Origin of the sequence: Rhodoferax fermentans (genome assembly GCF_002017865.1) — a bacterium.
Taxonomy (GTDB): Bacteria; Pseudomonadota; Gammaproteobacteria; order Burkholderiales; family Burkholderiaceae_C; genus Rhodoferax; species Rhodoferax fermentans.
In genome coordinates this window covers 1,637,452-1,650,120 of sequence record NZ_MTJN01000002.1, presented here as the reverse complement: position 1 = coordinate 1,650,120, position 12,669 = coordinate 1,637,452, and the positions used below count along the sequence as shown (strand labels likewise).

Annotated in this window: 12 protein-coding genes; 5 read left to right on the top strand and 7 right to left on the bottom strand. The window is 61.2% G+C overall.

Annotation, left to right across the window (positions count from 1 at the left end; genetic code table 11):
* Nucleotides 1–53: 53 nt before the first annotated feature.
* The 7 genes from RF819_RS07885 to RF819_RS07855 form a co-directional block, all read right to left on the bottom strand.
* On the bottom strand, nt 54–1,088 hold the full coding sequence (locus RF819_RS07885; RefSeq protein WP_078366838.1) for a DctP family TRAP transporter solute-binding subunit: 1,035 nt from the start codon (nt 1,086–1,088) through the stop codon (nt 54–56).
* A 33-nt stretch (nt 1,089–1,121) separates the two neighbouring features.
* Entirely contained in the window at nt 1,122–2,420 is a 1,299-nt protein-coding gene (locus RF819_RS07880; protein WP_078364482.1) for a TRAP transporter large permease, read from the bottom strand.
* A gap of 28 nt (nt 2,421–2,448) precedes the next feature.
* On the bottom strand, nt 2,449–2,976 hold the full coding sequence (locus tag RF819_RS07875; protein ID WP_078366837.1) for a TRAP transporter small permease: 528 nt from the start codon (nt 2,974–2,976) through the stop codon (nt 2,449–2,451).
* A 210-nt stretch (nt 2,977–3,186) separates the two neighbouring features.
* Entirely contained in the window at nt 3,187–4,164 is a 978-nt protein-coding gene (locus RF819_RS07870) for a pseudouridine synthase (RefSeq protein WP_078364481.1), read from the bottom strand.
* 70 nt (nt 4,165–4,234) lie between these two features.
* Entirely contained in the window at nt 4,235–4,708 is a 474-nt protein-coding gene (locus RF819_RS07865; protein ID WP_078364480.1) for an RES family NAD+ phosphorylase, read from the bottom strand.
* Entirely contained in the window at nt 4,708–5,139 is a 432-nt protein-coding gene (parS, locus tag RF819_RS07860) for a type II RES/Xre toxin-antitoxin system antitoxin (protein WP_242472810.1), read from the bottom strand. The genes RF819_RS07865 and parS overlap by 1 nt, the downstream gene beginning before the upstream one ends.
* 81 nt (nt 5,140–5,220) lie before the next feature.
* A complete protein-coding gene (locus RF819_RS07855) occupies nt 5,221–5,928 on the bottom strand; it encodes a Crp/Fnr family transcriptional regulator (RefSeq protein WP_078364478.1) in 708 nt (235 codons plus the stop codon).
* Between the two features lie 196 nt (nt 5,929–6,124).
* Here RF819_RS07855 and RF819_RS07850 point away from each other — a divergent pair, with 196 nt between their 5' ends.
* The 5 genes from RF819_RS07850 (at nt 6,125) to RF819_RS07830 (ending at nt 12,531) form a co-directional block, all read left to right on the top strand.
* Nucleotides 6,125–8,071 carry an AMP-dependent synthetase/ligase gene (locus tag RF819_RS07850; RefSeq protein WP_078364477.1) on the top strand — a complete coding sequence of 649 codons (1,947 nt, stop codon included), beginning with the start codon at nt 6,125–6,127 and terminating at the stop codon, nt 8,069–8,071.
* Between the two features lie 32 nt (nt 8,072–8,103).
* Nucleotides 8,104–8,889, top strand: coding sequence for an ABC transporter ATP-binding protein (locus RF819_RS07845; RefSeq protein WP_078364476.1), 786 nt, complete (start codon nt 8,104–8,106; stop codon nt 8,887–8,889).
* Between the two features lie 162 nt (nt 8,890–9,051).
* The gene (locus RF819_RS07840; RefSeq protein WP_078364475.1) at nt 9,052–9,981 is read left to right on the top strand and encodes a branched-chain amino acid ABC transporter permease; all 930 of its coding nucleotides are present in this window, start codon (nt 9,052–9,054) and stop codon (nt 9,979–9,981) included.
* Between the two features lie 77 nt (nt 9,982–10,058).
* Nucleotides 10,059–11,135: a branched-chain amino acid ABC transporter permease gene (locus RF819_RS07835; RefSeq protein ID WP_078364474.1), complete on the top strand. Its 1,077-nt coding sequence runs from the start codon at nt 10,059–10,061 to the stop codon at nt 11,133–11,135.
* Between the two features lie 85 nt (nt 11,136–11,220).
* On the top strand, nt 11,221–12,531 hold the full coding sequence (locus RF819_RS07830; RefSeq protein ID WP_420853872.1) for an ABC transporter substrate-binding protein: 1,311 nt from the start codon (nt 11,221–11,223) through the stop codon (nt 12,529–12,531).
* The last annotated feature ends 138 nt before the right edge of the window (nt 12,532–12,669 follow it).

Sequence of the window (12,669 nt, the reverse complement as noted above, 5' to 3'; positions counted from 1 at the left end):
AAAAGGGCAACAGCCCAAGCTGTTGCCCATGCACCGACGCTTTGTTCAGCCGCTTATTTGCCGCGTGCCGCAATCGCCTTCTCGGCGCTGGTCACCAGATCGGCGCCAATGGTGGCTTTCCACTTGTTGTAGACCGGGCGGGTGGCGGCCACAAAGGCGTCGCGCTCGGCCGGGCTGAGTTGGGTCACGGTCACGCCCAGGCCGGCAATTTCCTTGAGCAGGGGCTGGCCGGGTTCGGCCAGGCCTTTGCGGGCGATCTCAATTTCTTGCTTGCCCGCATCCACAGCCGCCTGGCGCACGATGGCCTGGTCCGCCGGTGTCCAGCTGCCCCAGATTTCTTTGTTGACCACAAAAATCAGCGGGTCGGCCACATACCCCCACATCGTGATGTTTTTCTGGCTGACGTTGTGCAACTTGGCTGCGGTGAAGATTGAGAGCGGGTTTTCCTGGCCGTCCACCGCACCGCTGGCAAAGGCGGGCTGGGCGTCGGCCCAGCTCATCTGGGTGGGGTTGGCGCCAAGCGCGGAGAAGGTGTCCAGAAACAGCGGGGAACCCACCACCCGGATCTTCAGGCCCTTGAGGTCAGCCGGGGTGCGCACGGCGCGTTTGGAGTTGCTGAGTTCACGGTAGCCGTTTTCGCCCCAGGCCAATGGCACCACGCCGGACTTGTAGAGCGTGGCAAACACTTTCTCACCCACCTCGCCCTTGGTCAGCGCGTCCACTGCGGCATAGTCAGGCATCAGGAAGGGCAGCGAGAACAGGTTGAGCTGTTTCACCTGCGGTGACCAGTTGATGGTGGAGCCCACCGCCATGTCGATCACGCCCTGGCGCAGCGCGCTGAATTCACGCGTCTGGTCACCCTGGATCAGCGAGACACCGGGGTAGAGCTTGATGTTGATGCGCCCTTTGGTGCGCTCCCTGACCAGGTCAGCCCAGATCTGGCCCCCTTTGCCCCAGGGGAAAGCGGTGCCCAGCACCAGCGACATGCGGTATTCCGATTTGTACGACTGGGCCTGTGCCGTGTTCGACATCGCGCCCAGCGCGGCCGCCACTGCCACCAAACCCATCAATGTTCTACGCATCTTCATCATGGTCAGTCTCCTTTTTGTTAAACAAATCCTTCAATATCCCATTTGACGTGGCAGCCACAAAGCCAGTTCTGGCCAGGCAATCACCGCCAGCATCACCAAAAACATCGACAACAGCAGCCAGCCGACCCAGCGCACCGTGGCCTCCATGCGCACACCGGCAATGCGGCATGACACCATCAGGTTCACTGCCAGCGGCGGGGTGAATTGGCCCAACGCCACCTTGAGCGTCAGGATCACGCCAAACCAGACCGGGTCCCACTGGTAATGTTGCACGATGGGCCACAGCAGCGGCACAAAAATCAAAAAGATCGAGATGCCGTCCAGGAACATGCCCACGGTGATCAGCAACACAATCAGCAGTGCCAGCACCCCGTATTCACCCAGGCCCGAGTTAACGATGGCCGTGGTCAGCGGGTCGATCACCCCCAGGGTCGACAGTGAAAACGCAAAAATGCCCGCCAGTGCCACCACCAGCAGGATCACCGCCGACAACTCGCCCGACTCGCGCAGGATGTCATACAGGTCGCGCACTTGAATAGTGCGGTGGATCACCATGCCCACAAACAGGCCGTAAAACACCGCCACCACCGCCGCCTCTGTGGGTGTGAACCAACCCGCACGCATGCCGCCCAGAATCAGCACCGGCGCCACCAGGCCCCAGGTGGCTTCGCGCAAGCTGGCCCAGAACGGTGGCCGTGGCAGGCTGGCTTCCAGCGCACCCATGTGGTGTTTGCGTGCCAGCCAGACGGTTGGCACGATCAGCGCAATACCCGCCAACACGCCTGGAATCATGCCCGCTGCAAACAACGCGGGCACCGAGGCACCCGGCACCAGCACAGAATAGACGATGAAGGCAATCGAGGGCGGGATCAGGATGTCGGTTGCCGCAGCTGCCCCCACCACGCTGGCGGAAAACGCTGCGGGGTAACCGGCGCGCGACATGGCAGCGATCATGACCGCCCCGACGGCTGCCGCATTGGCTGGGCCCGAGCCCGAAATGCCGCCCAGGAACATGGCCACCACAATCGCCACCAAGGGCAACATGCCCGGGCCACGTCCGACGATGGCAATCGCAAAGTTGACCAGGCGCAGCGCCACGCCCGAGCGGTCAAAGATCGAGCCCACCAGCACAAACATCGGGATCGCCAGCAGTGGGTATTTGCCCAGCCCGGCGTAAAAATTTTGTGGCACCGCCAACAGGCCAAACCACTGGGCGTCCGAGTTGGCCAGTGCAATCGCCCCGGCACCCGCCAGGCCCAGTGCCGCCCCAATCGGCACACCAACGAGCATCATCCCCAGGAACACCACAAACAAAAGCGTGGCGATCATGATCTGCTCCTCAAACGCAGCGCGGCGCTCATGGCTGTTTGCCCCGGCGGATGAACAAGCCCAAGGCGCGCAGCGCAATCGCAATGGAGAGCACAGGCAGCCAGATCGTGTACCACCACTGGGGTACCCCAATGCCCGGCGAGGTCTCGCCGTACTGGAAGTCGTCGTACACCGTACGCACACTCAACACCGCAATCAGGGTGAACAGCAGCGCCATCATCAGTGCGCCAAAACGTGCCAACGCCTTTTGGCGTGCGGCGGGGCCGCTGTCGGCAAAAAACTCGATGCGGATCTGCCGGTTGCGCGCCACCGAGGCCGAGCCCGCCACCAGCGCCAGCACAATCATCAGGAACACCGAGAACTCCTCGGTCCAGGCGAAGGACTCGTTGGTGAAGTAGCGCACCAGCACGTTGCTGAAGGTGATCAGCGCCAGCAGCGCCATCACGATGACCGTGAGCCAGTCTTCGATCTTGAGTGGGACGCGGGTTTTTTCTTCCGGCTGGCTGGGGTCATGGACCTCAAGGGGCAGGTGGCTTGGCTCGTGGGGCAAGTGCATGGTCAAAAGGGGGTTGGTGCTCAAAGGCCCAGGCATGACAACACCAGGCGTTCAGTGTGCGGGTTGGCCATGTCATGTCTGTTTTTTGAAGAGGTTCAGGGCGTTTTGGGGCTGTTGCCGTGTGCAACAGTGGTGGCGCGAGACGGTGGCAGGCCCCACGCAGAGGCAAACCCTGTCCGTCACATCACCCAGGTCCGGCACTTGCCGGGTTCAAAACTGCTCGTGTGGTGCCAGGTAGCGCCATTGCCCAACGGGCAGGTTCCCCAGCATCACGCGGCCAATACGCACGCGTTTTAAACCAACCACTTTCAGGCCAACCTGCTCGCACATGCGCCGGATCTGGCGCTTTTTGCCCTCGGTCAGGACGAAGCGAAGCTGTTCTGGATTTTGCCACTCAACCAGGGCCGGTTTGAGCTTTTGTCCGTCCAGACTCAGGCCATGGCGTAACAAGGCCAGTTTGGCTGCGGGAAACACCGACTGCACATCGGTGCTGATGGGGTCGTCATCGTCGATGCGGCTGAGTTGCTGGGTGGCGCCAGTTGGCAGCGGCGCGCGTGCAACCGGGCGCGCTGCGTAGGTGGCAGCGGCCGAGTTGGCAGCAGCGGTGTTCTCGACCCCGGTGTAGATCACCCGCACCAGGTATTCCTTTTCCATGGTGGCGTCTTCACCAATCAGCTGGCGCGCCACCCGCCCGTCTTGGGTGAGCACCAAGAGGCCGGTGGAGTCGATGTCGAGCCGCCCGGCAGGCACCAGGCTTTTGAGCTGGCTGGGGTGGAAGAAAAAACGGGCGTTGTCATCCACCCAGCGGTTTTGCGGCTGCACCAGGGTGATGGCGGGTTGGTGGCCGTCTTCGGCCTGGCCACTCACCAGACCCAGCGGTTTGTTGATCAGCACCGTGACCTGTTTGGCCTGCGCGCCCTTGGCCTGTTTGTCGATTTCGATCTTCACATCGGGACTGACCTGCATGCCCATCTCGGCCACCTGGCCGTTGACCTTGACCCAGCCTTTGCTGATCCAGTCATCCGCCTCGCGGCGCGACGCCAGGCCCAGTTCGGCCATGCGTTTGTTCAGACGCAGTGTGCCGTTGGCACCAAAAGCTGCGGTGTTGTTTTGCCCGGCAGGAATAGGCGCCTTGGGGGCAGGGGGGGCGGCACGGCGGAACACAGGGGGCTGTTGAGGTGTGGTCATGGTATGAAATATGTAGCTATGAATGCTTTTTATATAAGGGCTGGAGGCGGATTTATCTTGTAAACAAGAGTTAACTGCGCAGCAGTCGTTTATCTGTCTCCAGCGGCTCTGGCGGGCCGATGGTGATGCGCTGGAAATCCGGGTGCAGCGGGTTGATCAAAAAATTGCTCTCGGCGGGTACCACCGCACTGGGCACCACCAGCACCGCGCTGCGCAGTTCACGCAGCCACTGCGCACCGATGGACTGTAAGGCCACGCGGGCGTTGGGTGTGCGCCAGTCAGGCGGCAGGTCGGCGGGCAACAGGGTGTGGATGGAGACATGGGGCGGCAGGTGCGCCGGGATCAGCACATAGTGGGCGCGTAACGGGTCGTCTTGCACCAACATCTCCAGCAGCGCCAGTGAGCGGCTCTGGGCGGTGTAGATGACCGACTGCCCGAGCCGGTTCCAGCGCCCGCCAAACAGGCGTGCACCTTCCCCCGAAAACGCACCGTCGACAAACCGTCGTGTGGTGATGCGCCAGACCGTCTGCCCGGTTTCCAGCATCAGGCAAACACACCGTGTTCAATGCGGCCCAACGCGCTCAGCACGGCGGCCGAGCCTGGCTCGGTATCCAGCAGCGCCAGCGGGGTGCTGCCAGACAGCGAGGCGTTCGGGCTTTTTAACCAGTCCAGTGCGGCGCGTTGGTCCTCAAACACCTCCACCGAACGCTGCACCACCTGGGCCAGGCGCACCAGCTTGCCTGACTCGTCCCGGCTCAGCACACCTTCCTTCTTGCGCCGTGCCAGCGTGCGCTCCGGAATGTCCAGCGCACGCGCCAGCTCGGCCTGGCCAATACCGACCACACGCAGCGCAGCGTCCACCGCGCTGGCCGGGATGCCCTGGCGCACCAGGCCCACCCACTCCAGCACCGACTGCGGCAGCCCGCGCAGCACCGGCTCACCACCCAGCACCGTGGCCGCAGACAGAACAGACAAGCTTGCAACACCCACGACATCTCTCCAAAAATTGCCAGATGGCATTGATTGTATGCAAATATGGCAGATTCGACAGGGTCGTCAGAACACACCACTGCGCAGCGCCTGCAGGTTCACCACCCGTAGGCCGCCGTACTCCACGGCAATGGCGCCCTCGGCGGCCAGGGTGGTCAGGGCCTGGTTGACACGCTGGCGCGACAGGCCCACCAGGTAGGCCAGCTCCTGCTGGGTGATGCGCAACACCGTGCCCAGGCCCGGGTAGAGCACCGGGTTGAACAGCGCGGCCAGGCTGCGCGCGACGCGGATGTTGGGGTTGCTCATGCGGTCGATCTCGCGCGCGGCAATGAACTGGCCCAGACGTTCGTTGAGCTGTTTCATGACAAAGCGGTTGAAGCCGAGCGAGTGGTCCAGCAGCCAGTGGAAGGTGTCCACATGCAGGCCGGCCACCAGGCTTTTGCGCAGCGCCTGGATGTTGTAGCGGTAGGCCTCGCGTTTGAGGGCGGTGCCCTCGCCAAACCAGCCGCCGGGGGGCACGCCGGTGAAGGTCATGGTCTGGCCGTCGATGTTGTCGGCGCTCATTTTCAAGAGGCCATCGACCAGGCCAAACCAGTAGGTCACCGGTCGCCCGGTGCGGCAGATGAGTTCACCGGCCAGGGTCTCGGCGATCTTGAGGTCCTGCACCGCACGTTCACGCTCCTCGGGCAGCAGCAGCTTGAGCCAGGGGATCACCTCCAGCTCGGTCGCGGTCAGGGGGCGGCGGCGTTGCAGCAGTGGGGCATCAGCGGTCATAAACGATCTGTGTGTGGGTGATACGGCGGTGTCTGCGGGGGCCGGTTGAACAGGGAAAACACCTATCGGTAAAACGCTGAATTGTCGTCCAAACGACAAACAAGCGTCAAAGTGAGTCCTATCATTACAGCCAATGCAGCCTGCCCCCGGCGCTCACGGGCAGAGCCAAAAAAGGCCATAGAGACAAGGTACCGAGATGCAAACGACGTTCCCTCAACTGTTGCTCAAACACGCCAGCCTGCGGCCCTCTGATACCGCCATGCGCGAGAAGGAATACGGCATCTGGCAGGCCACCAGCTGGGCCGACATGGCGCAATTGGTCGAACACCTGGCCTGTGGTCTGCACCAAGCGGGCTTGCGCCAGCACCAGCACATGATCGTGATCGGCGCCAACCGCCCGCGCCTGTACGCCACCATGCTGGCGGTGCAGTCGCTCGGTGCGGTGCCGATTGCGCTGTACCAGGATGCGGCGGCGATGGAGTGTGTGTTCCCGATCAACAACGCCGAGGTGAGTTTTGCTTTTGCCGAGGACCAGGAGCAGGTCGACAAACTGCTGGAGATCCGCGAGCACTGCCCGCAGCTCCAGCACCTCTGGTATGACGACCCGCGCGGTCTGCGCAATTACGACGAACCGGGCCTGGCCGCGCTCGATGAGCTGATTGCGGCTGGCAAAGCCTTTGCGGCCATCCACACCGATTTTTTCAAGAGTGAAGTGGCCAAGGTCCGGCCCAACGATGTGGCGGCGATGTTTTTCACCAGCGGCACCACCGGCAACCCCAAGGGGGTGGTGCACACCCACGACACCTTGCTCAATCGCGCGCGCGCCGGGGCCGACTTCGACAAGTTGACCCACCAGGAAGACGTGTTGGCCTACCTGCCACCGGCCTGGATCGGGCAAAACATCTTCAGCTACGCCCAATGGCTCAGTTGTGGTTATGTGGTGAACTGCCCCGAGTCGGCCGCCACAGTGACGATTGACCTCAAAGAAATCGGTCCGACCTACTACTTTGCGCCACCGCGCGTGTTTGAAGGCCTGCTCACCAGCGTGATGATCCGGATGGAAGACGCCGGAGTCCTCAAACGCAAGATGTTCCAGTTCTTCATGGACCTGGCCAAACGGGTGGGGCCAACGCTGATGGACGGCAAATCGGTGGGTGTGGTCGACCGGCTGCTGTATGCGCTGGGTGACGTGCTGGTGTATGGCCCCTTGCGCAACAACCTGGGTTTCAGCCGGGTGCGTGTGGCCTACACCGCAGGTGAGGCGATTGGGCCGGATCTGTTCAGCTTTTACCGCTCGATTGGCATCAACCTCAAGCAGCTCTACGGCTCCACCGAAACTGCCGTGTTTGTCTGCCTGCAGCCCGACCACGAGGCGCGCGCCGACACCGTGGGGGTGCCGTGTGCCGGGGTCGAGATCAAGGTGGCGGACAACGGCGAGATTCTGGTCAAGTCCCCAGGCTTGCTCAAAGGTTACTTCAAAAACCCCGAAGCCACGGCCGAGGTGCTGACGCCAGATGGCTGGTATCACACGAGTGACGCCGGTTTTCTGGACGCCCATGGCCACCTCAAGATCATCGACCGCGTCAAGGACGTGGGTCGTATCCAGGGCGGCACGAATGACGGCGCGATGTTTGCGCCAAAGTATGTGGAGAACAAGCTCAAGTTCTTTCAACACATCAAGGAAGTCGTGGCCTATGGTGATGGGCGCGACAAGGTCTGCGTGATGATCAACATCGACTTTGACGCGGTGGGCAACTGGGCCGAGCGGCGCAACCTGCCGTATGCGGGCTACACCGATCTGGCGCAAAAGCCCGAGGTCTACCAGCTGGTCAAGGAGTGTGTGGAAAAGGTCAACGCCGATTTGAGTGTGGACGCCTTGCTGGCCGGTTCACAGGTCAGCCGTTTCCTGGTCTTGCACAAGGAGCTCGACGCCGACGACGGTGAGTTAACGCGCACCAACAAGGTTCGCCGGGGGTTTATCGCCGAAAAGTACAACGTGTTGATCGACGCGCTCTACGGTGGCAAAACCAGCCAGTTCATTGAGACCCAGGTCAAGTTTGAAGACGGCCGCACCGGCAAGGTCAGCGCCACCTTACGCATCGACGATGCCAAGACCTTTGCCCCCGTCAAGGCGGCGGCCTGAGCGACTGGCCTCACCCGAGATAAAGCAAACCTATGGCAAGCAAACACATCGGCGACGTCATTCTGGACGTCAAGAACATCTCTCTGAGTTTTGGTGGTGTCAAGGCGCTGACCGACATCAGCTTCAACGTGCGCGAGCATGAGGTGCGCGCCATCATCGGCCCCAATGGTGCAGGTAAAAGTTCGATGCTCAATTGCGTCAACGGTGTTTACCGTCCTCAGCAGGGCGCTATCACTTTCAGAGGGCAGACATTCAGCCACATGGACAGCTACCAGGTGGCCAGCATGGGTATCGGGCGCACCTTCCAGAACCTGGCGCTGTTCAAGGGCATGAGTGTGATCGACAACATCATGACCGGGCGCAACCTCAAGATCAAAAGCAATTTGTTCCTGCAGGCGCTGCGCATTGGCCCGGCCCAGCGCGAGGAAGAACAACACCGCGAGTTTGTGGAACACATCATCGACTTCCTCGAAATCCAGGCCTTTCGCAAGACGCCGGTTGGCCAGTTGCCCTACGGCCTGCAAAAACGCGTCGACTTGGGCCGCGCCCTGGCGATGGAGCCGCAACTGCTGCTGCTGGACGAACCGATGGCCGGCATGAACGTCGAGGAAAAGCAGGACATGAGCCGTTTTGTGCTTGATGTGAACGAGGAGTTTGGCACCACCATCGTGTTAATCGAACACGACATGGGTGTGGTGATGGACATCAGCGACCGCGTGGTGGTGCTCGACTACGGCAAGAAGATCGGCGACGGCACGCCGGATGAAGTGCGCAGCAATGAAGAAGTCATCAGCGCTTATTTGGGTACCGGGCATTAACCATGCAGCACACAAACACGGAAGCAAATATGAAGCCTATGCGCCACCACCACACGAAGCCAGAGATGCCGTGGAACCGGCTTCGCCGGGCCACTGGCATCGCCCCTTTGAGGGGGGAGGCGGCTACGCGAAGCGAGCAAGCAACGGGGGGGAGCTAGGACCATGGCATTTTTTCTTGAAACTCTTTTGGGTGGCCTGATGGCCGGCATGTTGTATTCGTTGGTGGCGCTGGGCTTTGTGCTGATCTACAAGGCCTCTGGTGTCTTCAACTTTGCCCAGGGTGCGATGGTGCTGTTTGCCGCGCTGGCGATGGCGCGTTTTTCAGAGTGGGCCGGGGTCTGGTTGGGTGGCGACCAGCTTTTTCTGGCCAACCTGATCGGGTTTGTCGGTGCGGGTGGGGTGATGTTTATCGTGGCCTGGCTGATCGAGCGGCTGGCCTTGCGCCATCTGGTGAACCAGGAGGGCACCACGCTGCTGATGGCCACGCTGGGCATTGCCTACTTTCTCGAAGGCCTGGGCCAGACCCTGTTTGGCGGCAGCATCTACAAGATCGACATCGGTATGCCCAAAGACCCGGTGTTCTGGCTGGAGTCGGTGTTCCAAGGCGGCATTCTGATCAACAAAGAAGACCTCTACGCCGCGCTGATTGCCGCGGTGCTGGTGGCCGCACTGAGTCTGTTTTTCCAGAAAACCATCACTGGCCGTGCCCTGCGTGCGGTGGCCGATGACCACCAGGCGGCGCAGAGCATTGGTATCCCGCTCAACCACATCTGGGTCATTGTGTGGTGTGTGGCCGGCGTGGTGGCACTGGTGGCCGGGATGATCTGGGGCAGCAAGCTGGGCGTGCAGTTCTCGCTGACCACGGTGGCGCTGCGTGCCTTGCCGGTGGTGATTCTGGGCGGTTTGACCTCGGTGCCCGGCGCCATCATCGGCGGTTTGATCATTGGTGTGGGCGAGAAGTTGTCCGAGGTGTATCTGGGCCCGTATGTGGGCGGCGGCATCGAGATCTGGTTTGCCTATGTGCTGGCGCTGGGTTTCCTGCTGATCCGCCCGCAGGGATTGTTTGGGGAGAAGATCATTGATCGTGTGTGATCTTCTGTAGCAGCCAGCCCAGTTTTTACAAGGGCTAGAAGCCATTTTTTTATATAAAACCCAGGACCGAGACCAGCATGTTCTACCGCGAAAACGGCCAATTCAAAACCAGCTACCGCGCTGACCAGCAGATCCTGCCGATCTCGCAGGACCGGCTGGCCATGGCCATCATTCTGGTGATCGCTTTTGCCGTGGTGCCAATGCTGGCCAGCGACTATTTTTTCCGCGCCATCCTGATCCCGTTTGTGATCATGGCGCTGGCTGCCCTGGGCGTGAACATCCTGGTCGGTTACTGCGGCCAGATTTCGCTCGGCTCGGGCGCTTTCATGGCGGTGGGTGCTTATGGCGCGTACAACTTTTTTGTGCGTATTCCTGGCCTGCCGCTGATCCCCGCGCTGATTCTGGGCGGCTTGTGTGCCACGGTGTTTGGCATCCTGTTTGGGCTGCCCAGCCTGCGCGTCAAGGGCCTGTACCTGGCGGTGGCCACGCTGGCGGCGCAGTTTTTTGCCGACTGGATGTTCCTGCGCATCAAGTGGTTCACGCTGGATGCGCCGTCGGGTTCGGTCTCGGTGGCTAGCCTGCAGGTGTTTGGCCTGCCCATTGACAGCGCGGTCAGCAAATACCTGTTTTGCCTGAGTGTGCTGGCGGTGTTGGCACTGCTGGCCAAAAACCTGGTGCGCTCAGCGATTGGCCGCGAGTGGATGGCCATTCGTGACATGGACGTGGCCGCCGCTGTGATCGGCATCCGCCCGATGTACGCCAAGCTCACCGCGTTTGCCGTCAGCTCTTTCATCGTGGGTGTGGCTGGCGCTTTGTGGGCGTTCGTTTACCTGAGCTCCTGGGAGCCGGCGGCGTTTTCGGTGGAGACCTCATTCCGGCTGCTGTTCATGGTGATCATTGGTGGCCTGGGCTCGATCCTGGGCGCCTTTTTTGGCGCGGCCTTCATCGTGGTGTTGCCGATTTTTCTGAACCAGTTTTTGCCGCTGGTGCTGGGGCTGGTGGGCATCGAGATCTCGACGGCGGGCATTTCTCACGCTGAGCTGATGATTTTTGGCGCCCTGATCGTCTGGTTTTTGATTGTGGAGCCGCATGGGCTGGCCAAGTTGTGGGCGACTGCCAAGCAGAAGCTGCGGCTGTGGCCGTTTCCGCACTGAGGGTGATTCGTGTGTTTGGGTGGGGTTCTTGGGGTGTTGGTTCTATCAAATTATTCAGGAGACAAGCATGAAAGTTCGCAATGTGATGTTGGCCGTGGCTGCGCTGGCGGCGGGTCTGTCCGGGTTTTCAAGCAGTGCCTTTGCGCAGGCCAAGGAGCAGTTTTTCCCGTTGCTGGCCTACCGCACCGGCCCCTATGCGCCCAACGGCACACCCTGGGCCAATGGCAAGCAGGACTATTTGAAGATGATCAATGCCCGTGACGGTGGCATCAACGGCGTGAAGATCACGTTTGAAGAATGCGAAACCGGCTACGCCACCGACCGGGGTGTGGAGTGTTACGAGCGTCTGAAAACCCGTCCGGGTGTGACCATTTTTGACCCGCAGGCCACGGGCATCACCTTTGCGCTGACCGAAAAGGTGCCCACCGACAAGATCCCGCTGATCACCCTGGGTTATGGCCTGTCGGTGGCGCAGGACGGCATGGCCTTCAAGTGGAACTTCCCCCTGATGGGCAGCTACTGGACTGGCGCCGACATCCTGATCCAGCACCTGGGCAAGAAAGAAGGTGGCCTGGACAAACTCAAGGGTAAAAAGATCACCCTGGTCTACCACGACTCACCGTTTGGCAAGGAACCCATCCCGCTGTTGCAGGAGCGTGCTCGTATGCATGGGTTTGACTTGCAGCTGCTGCCGGTGACGGCACCAGGTGTTGATCAAAAAGCCACCTGGCTGCAGGTGCGCCAAAGCCGCCCGGACTATGTGTTGTTGTGGGGCTGGGGTGTGATGAACTCCACCGCGCTCAAAGAAGCCCAGGCCACCGGTTACCCGCGTGACAAGATGTATGGCGTGTGGTGGGCCGGTGCCGAGCCCGATGTCAAGGACGTGGGGGATGGCGCCAAGGGTTACAACGCGCTGGCGCTCAACACCTCGGGCCAGGACCCCAAGGTGATCCAGGACATCCTGAAACATGTGCACGCCAAGGGCCAGGGCAGCGGTCCGAAAGACGAGGTCGGTCAGGTGCTGTACACCCGTGGCGCCATCATCTCGATGCTCAGTGTGGAAGCGGTGCGCCGTGCCCAGGAGCGTTTTGGCAAAGGCAAGGTCATGACTGGGGAACAGGTGCGCTGGGGTATGGAAAACCTGGTGCTGGACCAAAAACGGCTGGATGCGCTGGGCTTCACTGGCGTGATGCAGCCCTTGTCCACCTCGTGTGCGGACCATATGGGCTCGTTCTCGGCGCGCGTTCAGACCTGGAATGGCAGCAAGTGGAGCTTCAGTTCTGACTTCATCCAGGCCGACGAGCAGATCCTCAAACCCATGATCAAAGCGGGTGCTGACAAGTACCTGGCCGACAAGAAGATGACGCGGCGCACTGGCACCGATTGTCAGTCTTAGGCACACCCCCAGGCTTGCCCACTTCGTGTGGCCGCTTTCCCCCTTGCAGGGGGCAACACCTGCGGCCCGGCGGAGCCGGTTCCGCGGTGTTTCTGGCTACGGTGGCTCGGTGCGTTGGCTGATCGGCTAGCGCATCTT